Origin of the sequence: Micromonospora sp. RV43, from assembly GCF_001029515.1 — a bacterium.
Lineage (GTDB): Bacteria > Actinomycetota > Actinomycetes > Mycobacteriales > Micromonosporaceae > Micromonospora > Micromonospora aurantiaca.
Map to the genome: position 1 here is coordinate 1 of NZ_LEKG01000200.1, position 13,399 is coordinate 13,399.

Genomic DNA, 13,399 nt, shown 5'->3' on the forward strand with positions numbered 1-13,399 from the left:
GGGCTGCGCACCGCCGAACAGGTCGAGGAAGGGCGAGTCGATGTCGCCGTCGGGGCGTACCGGCTCGCGCGGGGTCATCGGTCGCGGCGGCTGGAACACGCCGACGCGGCTGTGCCCGGGGCTGGTGACGAGCGCGCTGTCGAGGACGACCTCGTCCAGATCCTCGTCCGGTGGGTAGTCGAACGATCGCGCACGGTTACCGTTGGGCCCGGCCGGGCGCCCGGCCGGGGAACCCGGCGTGGAAGAGCGACTCATGCGACCGCCTCACCCGCGTCGTTCGTCTGCACGGTTGTCGTACGCCCGGTCATGCCAGTTCCTCCCGGATCCTGATCCGGCTCGCGACGAGCCGCGGATCCCGCTGCTCGGTGGCCGGTTCCCGGGTGCGTCGCCAGTCGGTCAGCGCGGTCCGGATGACCATGCGCGCGGGCCGGTCCGGGTCGACGTACCGGAAGATGAACGAGGTCGTCACGATCGCCAGCGAGATCTCCCAGGCGGGGAACAGCTCGACCTGGAGCGTGAACAACCAGTGGATGAACATGTAGAGGGGTACGAGCAGCATGAACAGGCCGTACTGGGCGTACGGCAGGTGGACGGGAAGGGTGTACCCGGGCGGCCCCAGGTAGACGAGGCGTGCCCGGTAGATGTCGTCGTCGGTGCGCAGCCGCATCGTCGCCCAGCGCCCTACTCGAAGATCAGGTTGATCAGGTAGTCGCCGACGAAGAAGAGTGTTGCCGCTCCGGCGATGAAGGCCAGGCCGATGATGGCGATGGCCGAGCTGGTCAGCACCTTGGAGATCTCACCCCGGCTGGCCCGGCCGATGAAGATCACCCCGAGGACCGCGAGCAGGATCGGCGCGATCTTGCTGGCGAAGAAGGTGACGACGTTGTCGGTGTCGATGCCCTTCGGTGCCGGCTCGGCGAGTGGAGTCGACGCCAGGGTGTGGAGCGCGTGGTCCACGGCACTGGACGCCGTTGCCATGAGCTCGATGGCGATCACTGGAAACCTCCCCAAGGTCGCGGCCGGCGGCGCCGCGTTGGTGCAAGTAGGCAAGCCTGGCGGGATGGTGCTCGTCAGAGACAGCGCCGTCAACGCTGAGTCCGTCACCCACCACGCAGAGTGGTGAGTTTTGGGGGGATTCTTCCCGCTTCGGCCCTCCCTCCAGGCTTCGCCATCTCGATGCTGGGCAATTCCAAAGCGTACGGCCCGGCCACCTTTGCGACAAGCCGTGAAGAGTCGACCTCCGACGGCCTGGATGACCGATCGTACACCTGTTCCAATGTGCACGTCAGGGGTGCCGCGTCGGGCGCTCGCCCGGTGGCCGGAAGCCCTGCCGGCGAACGGTACTGTCGGGTCCGTGACCGATCTGGTACGGGCGGAGACCCCGGTGGTGATGGGCGTCCTCAACGTCACGCCCGACTCCTTCTCCGACGGCGGCAGATACGCCGATCTGGACGCGGCAGTCGCACACGGGGTGCGACTGCGCGGGGACGGTGCCGACCTGATCGACGTGGGTGGCGAGTCCACCCGGCCCGGCGCCGAGCGGGTCGACGCGGAGACGGAGACCGCCCGGGTGCTGCCCGTGGTCCGCGAGCTGAGCGCCGCCGGCATCCGCGTCAGCATCGACACCAGCCGCGCCCGGGTCGCCGAGGCGGTCCTCGCCGCCGGCGCGTACGTGGTCAACGACGTCTCCGGCGGCCTCGCCGACCCGGACATGGCCCGGGTGGTCCGCGACGCCGGCTGCCCCTGGGTGCTCATGCACTGGCGGGGGCACTCGCGGGGGATGCGGGAGCTGGCCACGTACACCGACGTGGTGGCCGAGGTCCGGGACGAGCTGAGCCGGCGCGTCGACGCCGCGCTCGCCGCCGGGGTGGCCGCCGACCGGATCATCGTGGACCCGGGCCTGGGCTTCGCGAAGACCGCCGCGCACAACTGGGCGCTGAGCGCCCGCCTGCCCGAGCTGGTCGACCTGGGCTTCCCGGTGCTGTTCGGGGCCAGCCGCAAGTCCTACCTCGGCCGGCTGCTCGCCGACCCGGCCGGCGAACCCCGCCCCACCGCCGGGCGGGAGGCCGCGACCGTCGCGACGAGCGTGCTCGCCGTCGCGGCCGGCGCCTGGGGGGTACGCGTGCACGACGTCCGCGGCACCGCCGACGCGCTCGCCGTCTGGCGCGCCACCGGCAGCCCCCGGCTCGCCACCGCGACCGGCCCACGGCAAGCGACATCGCCGCAGACCGCGGCGGCCACCGGCGGCACCCGGCCGGCGGAAGCGGCCACCGGCACGAGCGGAGGCGACAGATGAGCGACCGGATCGAGCTGACCGGCCTGCGGGCGCACGGCCGCCACGGCGTCTACGACTTCGAGCGCGCCCAGGGGCAGGAGTTCGTGGTCGACGCGGTACTCGAACTGGACCTGGGCCCGGCCGCGCGCTCGGACGAGGTGACCGACACCGTGCACTACGGCGAACTCGCCGAACGCCTCGTCGCGGTGATCACCGGCGAGCCGGTGAACCTCATCGAGACGCTCGCCGACCGGCTGCTCGCGGTCTGCCTGGCCGAGCCGCTGGTGGCCGCCGCCACGGTGACTGTGCACAAGCCGGAGGCCCCGATCCCGCACGCCTTCCGGGACGTCGCAGTCACGATGAGGCGTACCCGATGACCCGGGCCGTGCTGTCGATCGGCAGCAACCTGGGCGACCGCCTCGGCCACCTGCGCGGCGCGGTGGCCGCGTTCGGCGACCGGGTGCTCGTGGTCTCCGGCGTCTACGAGACTCCACCGTGGGGGGACGCCGACCAGCCCGCGTACCTGAACGCCGCGGTGATGGTCGCGGACCCGGCGGCGACGCCGGAGGACTGGCTGGCCCGGGCCCGGGCCGCGGAGGCGGCGGCCGGGCGCGACCGCGACCCGCAGCGACGGTACGGGCCGCGCACGCTGGACGTGGACGTGATCGCGGTCTGGGACGACGCCGGCGAGCCGGTGCTCCGCGACGACCCCGAGCTGATCCTGCCGCACCCCCGGGCCCACCTGCGCGCCTTCGTGCTGCGCCCGTGGATCGACATCGAGCCGCACGGCCGGCTGCCCGGGCACGGCTGGCTGACCGATCTGCTCAACGCCGAGCCGCTCGCCGGGGACGCCCTGGAACTGAGCCCGCGACCCGATCTGGCGCTAGAGTCGGACACATGACCCGGTGGATCGTGGCCCGGCAGTGGCGAGCTGAGGAGGTGCGGTGAGCACCGACCGCTCCCCGCAGGGGCCCGACCGTTTCCGGATGGGGCCGACCCGGGCCTCCACGCTCGTGGTGGCCGGCCTGGCCGCCGCCGCGGTGGCCTGGCTGCTGATCAGTAGCTTCTACGGCGACCTCGGCTCTGACCTGCCCTGGCTGCCGGTGATCACGCTGGCCGGGCTGGCCGTGCTGGAGGGCTACGCGGCGGTGAACACCCGGGGCCGGATCGAGCGGCGGCCCGGCCGGGAGCCGGTCAACCCGCTGCTGGTCGCCCGGTTCGTCGTGCTGGCGAAGGCGTCGGCGCTGGCCGGGGCCATCTTCGCCGGCTTCTACGCCGGGCTGACCGGCTGGCTGTTCGTGGAACAGACCAACGCGGCCATGAACGATCGGCCGGCCGCGCTCGGCGGCCTCATCGCCGCGCTGGCGCTGGTCGCGGCCGCGCTCTGGCTGGAACGCTCCTGCCGGGTGCCGGAGCAGGAGGACGACGAGGACCGCGAGCCGGGTGACCGGGAGACGCCCCGCGGGCGTCTCTGAGGGTTCCCCCCACCCCGGCCCGGCGGTACCGTCCCTGGCGACCGGAGAGCGACGGCCGCCACCGGTCCGCCCGCCCGTGGGCCGGACGCGGCCACCTGGGGGAGGCGCGAGCCAATGGCGTACGACGATGCGGGCCGGACAGCGCCGCCGGAGACGTCGTCCGGGGTGCCCGCTGCCGTACTGGAGCACGTCTTCGACGACCCGGCCCACGGCGAACCCGGCCGGGACCGGATCGCGGTGCACGTGCTCTGGGAGTTCGTGCTGCTCGCCGGTCTGGTCGCGATGGCCTGGCTGCTCTGGCGGGAGGACTCGGACGCGCTGCGCGGCGGCTCCCTGAAGACGCTGCTCGTCGACGTGGCGGCGCTCGGCCTGCTCACGCTCGCCGCCGGCCTGAGCCTGCGGGCCGGCGCGGTGAACCTGGCGATCGGGCCGGTCGCGCTGGCCGCCGCGCTGCACTTCGCCGAGCAGGGCGACCGGGGCACGCGGGAGGCGCTGCTGCCGGCGCTGGCGATCGCGGCCGCGGCCGGGCTGGCGCTCGCCCTGGCCGTGGTGGTGCTGCACGTGCCCGGATGGGCGGCGAGCCTGGCCGGGGCGGCCGGCGTGATCGTCTACCTGGAACGGCGGACCGCGCCGGTGACGGTGCAGGGCGACTACGACCCGCGCGGCAGCGCGCTGTACTTCTTCGTCGGCTTCGCCGCGGTCGCCGTCCTCGGTGGCCTGTTCGCCGCGATGAAACCGGTACGCCGGCTGATCGGCCGGTTCCGCCCGGTCGCCGATCCGGCCCGGCGGCGCGGCGTGGCGGCCGCCACGGTGACCGCGCTGGCGCTCGTCGGGTCCACCGTGCTGGCGATGCTGGGCGGCGTGCTGATCGCGGCGAACGGAGACGGCCAGGTCGCGCCCGGCACCGGACTGGACTGGACCGTTCTGGCGGTCGGCACCGTCATGCTCGCCGGAACCAGCGCGTACGGGCGGCGCGGCGGTATCTTCGGCACCCTGTTCGCGGTCTGCCTGGTGGTGGTGTTCCTGGCCTGGACCGTGCCGCACGGCTGGACGGTCAGCCGGTGGGCGCTCGGCGGCGCCGTGCTCGGCGTGGGCCTGCTCGTCACCCGGCTGGTCGAGACGTTCGGCCGGCCCCGCCCGGCACCGCCGGGTCCGCTCGGCCCGGTCCGCCCGGCCCGGGACGGCGCGCTGAGCGGCGGTTGGACGATGACCCCGCCGCCCGAACCGGCCGACGCCTGGCCCTCGGTGCTTCCGGTACGCCAGCACGACACCCCGGTGGAGGCATGGGAGGCCCCGCGCTGGGACAACGAACCCCGGCGCTGGGACGCCGACGACCGCTGACCCCGGCGGTGGCCGTGCGTCCGGCGCGCCCGGACTGATCTCTCCGGTTAGGCTCGGCGGCATGACCGAAACTCCTGCCCCCGGCGGCCGCACCTTCGACGAGCTCGACAAGCTCTCCACCGAGGAGCTGCGCGAGCAGGCGTTCAACCTGGCGCGCGACCGCCGCGACGTGGGCTTCTTCTGGTCGGTCCTGCGGCACCTGCCCAACGCCGACGAGGCCGCCGCGCTGGACGGCGCGCCGAACTCGATCGGCCCGACCATCGACGAGGCGAACGCGCTCTGGCGTGAGCTGACCGGGCACGGCTACGACGAGTCCGCGCCGCTGCTGCGCGCCGCCTTCATCGACTACCTGATGAAGCACTGAGGTCGATGACTGCCCGTCGGCCGACGGCTGCCGACCGGTTGCGGAGGTTTGCCCGGCGGGACCGGCCGGGAACTGACCGCCGCATGGCTCTGAGCAACCGCCCCCGCACCGTCCCCCGGTACGGCACGGCCGCCGGCACCGGCACGCTCGCCGCGTTCCTGCTCGTCGCCGTCGGTGGCAGTCCGATGTACGTGGACTGGGCGCAGCGCGGCACCGACCCGACCGGCGCGGGTGGCTGGTTCCTGCGGCTGCTCGCCTGGCCGTCCTGGCGGTGGCAGGCCGACGAGGGCGTGTTCGCCACCAACCTGCGGGCGATCCTGCTGCTCGTGCTTGCGGCGGCGCTGCTGTACCTGCTGCCCGGCCCGCAGGTCGACCGGGTGACGTCCTCGGGCAGCCAGTTCCTCTCTGGCTGGGGCGCGTACGCGCTCGCGGGCGGGCTCAGTGCCCTGCTCGCCACGCTCCTCGGCCCGCACGGCTCGCTGTTCGCCGCGTTCCAGGCCGCCAGCACCGGCGTCACGTACGGCTTCTTCGCCGGCTGGATCGTCGGGCTGGCCAGCCTCGGCGGCCGGGCCTGACCTCAGTCCACGGCGCCCAGCGCCAGCACCCGGGTGCGGGTGAGCAGCCCCACCGCCCGGCCCTCCTCGGTCACCACCGCGTGCTCCGCGCCGGAGGTGAGCAGCGCGCCGAGTGCGTCGTACGCCGAGTCGCCGAGCGCCACGGTGGGCAGGCCGGTGCCGCCGTCGGTCGGGAGCGGGTCGAGTACCGCGCGGGTCACCGGGGTCACGGCCAGCCGCCGGATGCCCCGGTCGGCGCCGACGAACTCGCGGACGAAGTCCGAGGCGGGCGAGCCGAGCAGCGCGGCGGGCGTGTCGTACTGCTCCAGCCGGCCGCCCTCGGACAGCACCGCGATCCGGTCGCCCAGCCGGACCGCCTCGTCGAGGTCGTGGGTGACCAGCACGATCGTCTTGCGTACCTCGGCCTGCAACCGCAGGAACTCCTCCTGCAGGCGGGTCCGGACGATCGGGTCCACCGCCGAGAACGGCTCGTCCATCAGCAGCACCACCGGATCGGCGGCCAGTGCCCGGGCCACGCCCACCCGCTGCCGCTGCCCGCCGGACAGTTCGTGCGGGTACCGCCGGCCGAACTGCGCAGGGTCCAGACCGACGAGCTCCAGCAGCTCGCCGACCCGGTCCCGGGTCCGCTGCTTCGGCCAGCCCAGCAGCCCCGGCACGGTCGCCACGTTCGCGGCGACGGTCTGGTGCGGGAACAGGCCGACGTTCTGGATGACGTACCCGATGCGGCGGCGCAGCGCCACCGGGTCGACCCGGGTGACGTCGTCGTCGCCGAGCAGGATCCGCCCGTCGGTCGGCTCGATCAACCGGTTGATCATGCGCAGCACCGTCGACTTGCCGCAGCCGGACGGGCCGATCAGCACCACCAGTTCGCCGGCGGCGACCTCCAGGCTCAGCTCGCGTACCGCCTCGGTGCCGTCCGGGTAGCGCTTGCGGATGCCCTCCAGCGTGATCGACGCCGCGCCGCCTCCGGCGGTGCCTCCCGGGGTACCGTCCACGTGTGTCCCTCCACCTGAGCTACCGGGCCGACCCGGGTAATCCGTGGTTCTCCTGGCAGTACGTGCGGGACAACTCTGACACGATCCTCGCCGCGCTGCGGGAGCACACCTGGCTGACCGCCCGCGCCGTGGTGATCGCCGCGCTGGTGGCGTTGCCGCTCGCGGTGCTCGCGTACTGGTTCCGGTCGCTGTCGGCCCCGATCCTGGCGGTGACCGGGGTGCTCTACACCGTCCCGTCGCTGGCCTTGTTCGCGTTCCTCGCGCCGTACCTGGGCATCGGCGCGATCACAGTGCTCACCGTGGTCGCGCTGTACGCGCTGCTGGTCATCGTGCGCAACGCGCTGGCCGGGCTGAACCAGGTGCCCCCGGAGGTGCGCGAGGCCGCCGAGGGCATGGGGTACGGCAGGTGGGGCCGGCTGTTCCGGATCGAGCTGCCGCTGGCGCTGCCCGGCATCCTCACCGGCGTACGGCTGGCGACCGTGTCCACTGTCGCGCTCGTCACGGTCGGAGTGGTGGTCGGCCGGGGCGGGCTCGGGCAGCTCATCTTCGCGGGCTTCCAGAACAACTTCTACAAGGCGCAGATCATGGCCGGCACGGTGCTGTGCGTGCTGCTGGCGCTGGTGCTCGACCTGGTGCTGGCGGGCGTGGGCCGCCTGCTCACCCCCTGGCTGCGCGGGAGGTCCGCCCGGTGAACCCCGTCGAGCAGGCAGTGGTCTGGCTGAACGACCCGCTGAACTGGACCAACCCCGGCGGCGTGCTGGACCGCCTCGGCGAGCACCTGAGCATGTCCGCGCTGGCGGTGCTGCTGGGCTGCCTGGTGGCCTGGCCGATCGGGCTGTGGCTCGGGCACAGCGGCCGGGGCGGCGGGCTGGTCCTGCTGGTCTCCAACGTCACACTGGCGATCCCGACGCTGGCGCTGCTGACCATCCTGCCGCTGACGTTCCTCGGCTTCGGCCGTCCGGCCGTGGTGGTGGCGCTCGCGGTCTTCGCGGTTCCGCCGCTGCTGGCGAACGCGTTCACCGGGGTGCGGCAGGCCGACCCGGAGGCCCGGGACGCGGCCCGGGGCATGGGTCTGTCCGGCGGGCAGGTGCTGCGGCGGGTGGAGCTGCCGCTCGCGGTGCCCTACCTGGCGGCCGGCTTCCGTACCGCGGCGGTGCAGGTGGTGGCCACCGCCGCGCTCGCCTCGTTCGTCAACGGCGGTGGGCTGGGCCAGATAATCCGGGCCGGGTTCGGGCTCGACATCGCCGCCGGCGGCGGCCAGATCATCGCCGGCGGGGTCCTGGTGGCCGGGTTGGCGCTGCTCGTCGAGGGGGTGCTCGCGCTGGTGGAGCGGGTGGTCACGCCCCGCCCGCTGCGCCGGGAACGCACGCGGGCGAACCGCCGCGCGACGGCGGCGACGACCGGCAACTGAGCCGTCGGTGACGATCGGATGACGAAAACCGCTCCGAGTTTGTCGGTCGGGTCCGGAGGATATTGGCTGGAGTCGCGGGTGGCCGTCCGGATCGCCCGTCGGACACGCGGCCGGCCCGAGGGGGTCGCGCCGGGACACGGAAGGCGGGCACTGATGCGCGCGCGTACGACACTGGCCGCGGGGGCGCTCGGCGCACTCACTGCGGCTGTTCTCCTCACCGGCTGCGGCGACGCCGGCTCGTCCGGCACCGACGCGCCCGAGCAGGGCGCCTCGGGGGCCGGCTGTGCACCGGTGGCCGGTGACCAGCTCGTCGTCCTGACCGACGACAAGAAGCTCCAGAACACCGACAACGTCATCCCGGCGATCAACGCGAAGGCGGCCACGCCGCAGCTCGTCGCCGCGCTGGACAAGGTCTCCGCGAAGCTCGACACCCCGAAGCTGATCCAGCTCAACCGGGCGGTCGACGTCGACCGCAAGACGCCCCAGGTCGCGGCGCAGGAGTTCGCCTCCGCAAACGGCGTGACCGACGGGATCGAGAAGGGCCCGGGCGGTCAGATCACCGTCGGTGCCGGCAACTTCAGCGAGAGCCAGACCATCGCCGAGCTCTACAAGATCGCGCTCACCGCGGCCGGCTACCAGGTCAAGGTGCAGACCATCGGCAACCGGGAGCTCTACGAGCCGGCCCTGGAGAAGGGCCAGATCCAGGTCGTCCCGGAGTACGCCGCCACCATGGCGGAGTTCCTCAACACCAAGGCCAACGGCAAGGACGCCCAGCCCGTCTCCTCGCCGGAGCTGGACAAGACGGTCGCGGCGCTGAAGACCGAGGGTGACAAGGCCGGCCTGGTCTTCGGCCAGCCGTCCCAGGCGCAGGACCAGAACGCGTTCGCGGTCACCAAGGCGTTCGCCGACAAGTACGGCGTGTCCACGCTCTCCGACCTGGCCGCCAAGTGCTCCGGCCAGGCCACCGTGCTGGCCGGGCCGCCGGAGTGCCCGCAGCGGCCGAAGTGCCAGGCCGGTCTGGTCGAGGTCTACGACTTCAAGGCCGGCTCGTTCAGCTCGCTGGACGCGGGCGGCCCGCAGACCAAGAACGCGCTGAAGACCGGCTCGGCGAGCGTCGGCCTGGTCTTCTCCTCCGACGCGGCGCTGGCCACGAGCTGACGCACCACCGCCGGCCGGCGCCACGCGTGCCGGCCGGCGGCACGGGCAGCCCGTTCGGCGGGCCGCTCATCGGGTGGCGCCGACCCGTTCCCCTCCGGTGGAACTCTCGGTACTCTGCTCAGCCATGCCAGCCTCGGTCGCGCCCGCCGACAAGAGCACGCCCGCCCTGCTCACCGTCCTGTTCTGGGTCGGTGTGGGGCTGGCGCCCCTGGCCGCGCTCATCCTGCTGATCGCCGACGGCAACGGCTCGCTCCGGTTCGGCGCGGTCCTGGCGATCCTCGCGGTCGTGCTCATCGGTCTGTCCATCGCGCTGCGGCCGGAGAGCGGTTCCGGGGGCGCGGCGTCCGAGGAGATGCGCGAGGAGCTGGCGCAGCTGCGGCGGGAGTTGCGGGCCGAGATCGTGGCCGCCGCCCAGCGCGGCAACCAGGCGCTCGACCAGGCACGACGGGCCGAGGAGGTGGCCGGCGCGGTACGGCACCGGCTCGACGCGGCCGCCGCCGGACTGGCCTCCGCGCCCGTGTCCGCCCTGGCGTCGGCGCCGGAGCGCCCGAGCGGTGCGGCCCGGGTGCCGGGCGCCGGCACGCCCGACGTCGGCCGGCCGCAACCGGCCGGCCGGGACGACGACGAACCGGCCCGGCCGGCGTACCCCGGCGGCGGCTACGGAACCGACGCCGACGCGTCCCGGACGGGCCACTACGCCGCTGAGCCGTCCCGGACGGGCCACCACACCCCGGACCCGTCCCGGACGGGCCGATACGAGGCCGAGCCGTCCCGGACCGGCCACTACGACGCCGACTCGCCTGGGGTGGGCCACTACGACTCCGAACCGCTCCGGACCAGCCGCTACGGCGCTGAGTCGCCCCGGGCAGACCACTACGAAACCGAACAGCCCCGGGCCGGTCGCTACGACTCCGAACCGGCACGGACCGGTCGGCACGACGCCGAACCGGCGGCGCGGGCCACCGTACGTCCGGACCGGCCCGCGAGCGGGGTGTACGGCGCGGCGCGGGTATCCGAGCCGGTGGCCCGGCCGGAAACCCGCCCGGTCGGCGTGGTCCACCACACCGAGACGGTGCACGTCACCACCCGGCACACGATCGTCGGCGGTGAGCCGACCGGCACCCGGTACGGCGGATTCCCCGGCGGCTGGCCGGACGAGGACCGGTCCCGGGGCGCGGACGCGGCCGACCACCGGCACGCGGGACACCGCGACCCGGGCGACCGGCCGGGCCGCCGCGCCGGGTCGGACGACGGCGGCAGGGGTGCCGGCTCCGGCGACGACGGGCACTCGTGGACCGACCCCGGGCGTCCCGGTGCCGAGCATCCATGGGCAGGTGTCGGCCGGGCCACTGCCGGGGAACAGGGCTGGTCCGGGCGTACCGCCGGGGGCGGCTGGTCGAGCGAGCAGGGCCGGACGGCGGCGGAGGAGCAGCGGCCCTGGTCCGGCGGCGGTGACGACCGGGCCGGCCGGGCAGCGGGCGCCTGGCCCGCGGCCGCAGCGGGCGTACCGGACGTGCCGCCCGGCCGGGCGGGCACCGACGGCGACCAGTGGTCCGAGATGCGTGCCGGCAACCGGTGGGCCGCGGTCCGTGACGACGGCGCGGGCCGGGAGATCCGCCTCGGGGAACGGCGGGCCGCAGTGCACGCCGACGGCGGCGGCACGGAGTACCGGGTCGAGGACCGGTGGGCCTCAGTACGCGGCGGTGGACCGGACGCGAGCGGACCGGACGGACCGGACGCCCGCTGGCCCGGGGAGAGCCACCCGGCGCTGCCAGCCGGCGGTGTGCCGGTGCCGGACGAGTGGCGGCCACCGACGCAGCGCAGCGGCCAGGCGGAATGGCGCCAGCCACCCCCGGAATGGCGTCAGCCCGAACCGGAGTGGCGTCAGCCGGAACCGGAGTGGCGTCAGGCCGAGCCGGAGTGGCGTCAGCCGGAGACGCGGCAGGGCGAGTCGCAGTGGCGTCGGCCCGAGCCGGAATGGCGGCCGGCGGAACCGGAGTGGCGCAGCCCGGAGCGCGGTGGACACGGCGAGCCGTATCGGGACACCGCCGACCGCTGGCGCTGACGCCGCCGGCTACTTGTCGATGTCGCCCACCACGAAGAACATCGAGCCGAGGATGGCGATCAGGTCCGGCACCAGGCAGCCGGGCAGCAGCGACGACAGCGCCTGCACGTTCGCGTACGAGGCGGTGCGCAGCTTCATCCGCCACGGCGTCTTCTCGCCCCGGGACACCAGGTAGTAGCCGTTGATGCCGAGCGGGTTCTCGGTCCAGGCGTACGTGTGCCCCTCGGGCGCCTTCAGCACCTTCGGCAGGCGGGTGTTCACCGGCCCGCTGATCCGGTCCACCCGGTCCAGGCACTGCTCGGCGAGGTCGAGCGAGACGTACACCTGGTCGAGCAGCACCTCGAAGCGGGCGTGACAGTCACCGGCGGTCTTCGTCACCACGGGCACGTCGAGCTGGTCGTAGGCCAGGTACGGCTCGTCGCGGCGCAGGTCGAGGTCGAGGCCGGAGGCGCGGGCGACCGGCCCGGACGCGCCGAACGCGGCGGCGTCGGCGGCGGAGAGCACACCGACGCCGACGGTACGGGCCAGGAAGATCTCGTTGCGCCGGATCAGGTTGTCCAGGTCGGGCATCCGGCGGCGTACCTCGGCGATGGCGGCGCGGGCGCGCCCGGTCCAGCCGGACGGCACCTCCTCCTTCAGGCCGCCGACCCGGTTGAACATGTAGTGGATCCGGCCGCCGGAGACCTCCTCCATCACGGCCTGGATGGTCTCCCGTTCCCGGAACGCGTAGAACATCGGCGTGATCGCGCCGATCTCCAGCGGGTACGAGCCGAGGAACATCAGGTGGTTGAGCACCCGGTTCAGCTCGGCCAGCGCCATCCGCAGCCAGGTGGCGCGTTCCGGCACCTCCATGCCCATCAGCCGCTCGACGGCGAGCACCACGCCCAGCTCGTTGGAGAACGCCGACAGCCAGTCGTGCCGGTTCGCCAGCACGATGATCTGCCGGTAGTCGCGTACCTCGAAGAGCTTCTCCGCCCCCCGGTGCATGTAGCCGACGATCGGCTCGGCGGCGACCACCCGCTCCCCGTCGAGCACCAGCTTCAGCCGCAGCACGCCGTGCGTCGAGGGGTGTTGCGGCCCGATGTTGAGCACCATGTCGGTGCCGAGCTGCTCACCGCCGGCGCCGGTACCGACTGTCAGCTCGCGGAGGTCGGCGGCGTCCGTGGTCATGCCCGTCATCGTGCCACGACCGCGTCGAGCGCGACGCCGACCGGCTGCCGCAGCCACAGGTGCCCGCCGAGCCCGGCCTGGTCGGTCAGTTCGGCCGCCGCCGACGCCGCGGCCAGCGCCCGCAGGTAGCCGGCCGGGTCGCGACCGGCCAGGCTCAGTGGTGGTCGCCCGCCGTCGGCCCCGAGCGCCCGCAGCGCCTCCCGCTGAGAGACCAGGGAGTACGCGCACCGCGCGACCCGCTCACCGGCGGAGGCGACCGAGTCCATGGCGACGTGCGCCGTCACGTCGCACGACCCGTCCGGGACCGGCGGCACCTGCCGCCCACCCCGATACCCGGTCAATGTCCCGTCGAAAGGCCGCGAGTCCCGCAGATGCCCGTAGTCCACCGCAAGCGCCAGCCCCCGCGCCACCTTCCCCACAGCCTCAGCCCAGGCCAGATCCCGCGTGCTCGACCCGCTGACCGCGCACTGGCAGCGCCGGTGGGAGCGTGAGGTGCTCGCGGCGCGGGTGTGCGAGGGCACCACCCTGGTCCAGGCGGTGGAGCCGCGCCCGGGTGTCACCGAGGCCCTG

The 13,399-nt window shown here is 74.0% G+C and carries 16 protein-coding genes and 1 pseudogene; 11 read left to right on the forward strand and 6 right to left on the reverse strand.

Translation table 11 applies throughout. The features are described 5' to 3' along the window. The 3 genes from ABD52_RS32355 to ABD52_RS32365 form a co-directional block, all read right to left on the reverse strand. Positions 1-255, reverse strand: a 255-nt coding sequence (locus ABD52_RS32355; protein WP_047894242.1) for a hypothetical protein, incomplete at its 3' end; no start/stop codon positions are given. A 49-nt stretch (positions 256-304) separates the two neighbouring features. After that, positions 305-667 carry a hypothetical protein gene (locus tag ABD52_RS32360; protein ID WP_013288977.1) on the reverse strand — a complete coding sequence of 121 codons (363 nt, stop codon included), beginning with the start codon at positions 665-667 and terminating at the stop codon, positions 305-307. 14 nt (positions 668-681) lie between these two features. Beyond that, a complete protein-coding gene (locus ABD52_RS32365) occupies positions 682-996 on the reverse strand; it encodes a hypothetical protein (protein ID WP_013288976.1) in 315 nt (104 codons plus the stop codon). Positions 997-1,354: 358 nt separating this feature from the next. On the opposite strand from ABD52_RS32365, the gene folP reads away from it, so the two are divergent. The 7 genes from folP (at position 1,355) to ABD52_RS32400 (ending at position 6,030) form a co-directional block, all read left to right on the forward strand. Beyond that, positions 1,355-2,296, forward strand: coding sequence for a dihydropteroate synthase (gene folP / locus ABD52_RS32370; RefSeq protein ID WP_047894246.1), 942 nt, complete (start codon positions 1,355-1,357; stop codon positions 2,294-2,296). Beyond that, positions 2,293-2,652: a dihydroneopterin aldolase gene (folB, locus tag ABD52_RS32375; protein WP_013288974.1), complete on the forward strand. Its 360-nt coding sequence runs from the start codon at positions 2,293-2,295 to the stop codon at positions 2,650-2,652. The genes folP and folB overlap by 4 nt, the downstream gene beginning before the upstream one ends. Beyond that, the gene (folK, locus tag ABD52_RS32380) at positions 2,649-3,176 is read left to right on the forward strand and encodes a 2-amino-4-hydroxy-6-hydroxymethyldihydropteridine diphosphokinase (RefSeq protein ID WP_047894243.1); all 528 of its coding nucleotides are present in this window, start codon (positions 2,649-2,651) and stop codon (positions 3,174-3,176) included. Before folB ends, folK begins: the two co-directional genes overlap by 4 nt. An 85-nt stretch (positions 3,177-3,261) precedes the next feature. Then, the gene (locus ABD52_RS32385; RefSeq protein WP_085983675.1) at positions 3,262-3,750 is read left to right on the forward strand and encodes a DUF3180 domain-containing protein; all 489 of its coding nucleotides are present in this window, start codon (positions 3,262-3,264) and stop codon (positions 3,748-3,750) included. Between the two features lie 114 nt (positions 3,751-3,864). Further along, positions 3,865-5,091: an ABC transporter permease gene (locus ABD52_RS32390; RefSeq protein ID WP_030273726.1), complete on the forward strand. Its 1,227-nt coding sequence runs from the start codon at positions 3,865-3,867 to the stop codon at positions 5,089-5,091. Between the two features lie 61 nt (positions 5,092-5,152). After that, positions 5,153-5,455, forward strand: a complete 303-nt coding sequence (locus tag ABD52_RS32395) for a hypothetical protein (RefSeq protein WP_013288970.1) — start codon at positions 5,153-5,155, stop codon at positions 5,453-5,455. An 83-nt stretch (positions 5,456-5,538) separates the two neighbouring features. Next, positions 5,539-6,030: a hypothetical protein gene (locus ABD52_RS32400; protein WP_013288969.1), complete on the forward strand. Its 492-nt coding sequence runs from the start codon at positions 5,539-5,541 to the stop codon at positions 6,028-6,030. 2 nt (positions 6,031-6,032) lie between these two features. Here ABD52_RS32400 and ABD52_RS32405 read toward each other — a convergent pair whose 3' ends face one another. After that, the gene (locus ABD52_RS32405) at positions 6,033-7,025 is read right to left on the reverse strand and encodes an ABC transporter ATP-binding protein (RefSeq protein WP_047894244.1); all 993 of its coding nucleotides are present in this window, start codon (positions 7,023-7,025) and stop codon (positions 6,033-6,035) included. Positions 7,026-7,027: 2 nt separating this feature from the next. On the opposite strand from ABD52_RS32405, the gene ABD52_RS32410 reads away from it, so the two are divergent. The 4 genes from ABD52_RS32410 to ABD52_RS32425 all read left to right on the forward strand — a co-directional run bounded on the left by ABD52_RS32410 (position 7,028) and on the right by ABD52_RS32425 (position 11,659). Further along, entirely contained in the window at positions 7,028-7,717 is a 690-nt protein-coding gene (locus ABD52_RS32410) for an ABC transporter permease (protein WP_013288967.1), read from the forward strand. Further along, positions 7,714-8,436, forward strand: a complete 723-nt coding sequence (locus ABD52_RS32415) for an ABC transporter permease (RefSeq protein WP_013475008.1) — start codon at positions 7,714-7,716, stop codon at positions 8,434-8,436. The genes ABD52_RS32410 and ABD52_RS32415 overlap by 4 nt, the downstream gene beginning before the upstream one ends. A 153-nt stretch (positions 8,437-8,589) precedes the next feature. After that, positions 8,590-9,594: a glycine betaine ABC transporter substrate-binding protein gene (locus ABD52_RS32420; protein WP_013288965.1), complete on the forward strand. Its 1,005-nt coding sequence runs from the start codon at positions 8,590-8,592 to the stop codon at positions 9,592-9,594. Positions 9,595-9,718: 124 nt separating this feature from the next. Further along, the gene (locus ABD52_RS32425) at positions 9,719-11,659 is read left to right on the forward strand and encodes a hypothetical protein (RefSeq protein ID WP_047894245.1); all 1,941 of its coding nucleotides are present in this window, start codon (positions 9,719-9,721) and stop codon (positions 11,657-11,659) included. Positions 11,660-11,668: 9 nt separating this feature from the next. On the opposite strand, the gene ABD52_RS32430 is transcribed toward ABD52_RS32425, so the two are convergent. After that, positions 11,669-12,838: an NADH-quinone oxidoreductase subunit D gene (locus ABD52_RS32430; RefSeq protein WP_013288963.1), complete on the reverse strand. Its 1,170-nt coding sequence runs from the start codon at positions 12,836-12,838 to the stop codon at positions 11,669-11,671. Next, positions 12,835-13,275 (reverse strand): annotated as a pseudogene (locus ABD52_RS32435) (SAM-dependent methyltransferase); the annotation flags it as partial. The pseudogene ABD52_RS32435 and the gene ABD52_RS32430, both read right to left, overlap by 4 nt. Positions 13,276-13,399 lie beyond the last annotated feature (124 nt).

What these genes read in the sequence shown, in the direction of transcription:
- ABD52_RS32360 (WP_013288977.1), bottom strand. Translation starts at nt 667, where the DNA reads ATGCGGCTGCGCACCGACGACGACATCTACCGGGCACGCCTCGTCTAC.
- folB (WP_013288974.1), top strand. Translation starts at nt 2,293, where the DNA reads ATGAGCGACCGGATCGAGCTGACCGGCCTGCGGGCGCACGGCCGCCAC.
- folK (WP_047894243.1), top strand. Translation starts at nt 2,649, where the DNA reads ATGACCCGGGCCGTGCTGTCGATCGGCAGCAACCTGGGCGACCGCCTC.
- ABD52_RS32385 (WP_085983675.1), top strand. Translation starts at nt 3,262, where the DNA reads ATGGGGCCGACCCGGGCCTCCACGCTCGTGGTGGCCGGCCTGGCCGCC.
- ABD52_RS32390 (WP_030273726.1), top strand. Translation starts at nt 3,865, where the DNA reads ATGGCGTACGACGATGCGGGCCGGACAGCGCCGCCGGAGACGTCGTCC.
- ABD52_RS32395 (WP_013288970.1), top strand. Translation starts at nt 5,153, where the DNA reads ATGACCGAAACTCCTGCCCCCGGCGGCCGCACCTTCGACGAGCTCGAC.
- ABD52_RS32400 (WP_013288969.1), top strand. Translation starts at nt 5,539, where the DNA reads ATGGCTCTGAGCAACCGCCCCCGCACCGTCCCCCGGTACGGCACGGCC.
- ABD52_RS32420 (WP_013288965.1), top strand. Translation starts at nt 8,590, where the DNA reads ATGCGCGCGCGTACGACACTGGCCGCGGGGGCGCTCGGCGCACTCACT.
- ABD52_RS32425 (WP_047894245.1), top strand. Translation starts at nt 9,719, where the DNA reads ATGCCAGCCTCGGTCGCGCCCGCCGACAAGAGCACGCCCGCCCTGCTC.
- ABD52_RS32430 (WP_013288963.1), bottom strand. Translation starts at nt 12,838, where the DNA reads ATGACGGGCATGACCACGGACGCCGCCGACCTCCGCGAGCTGACAGTC.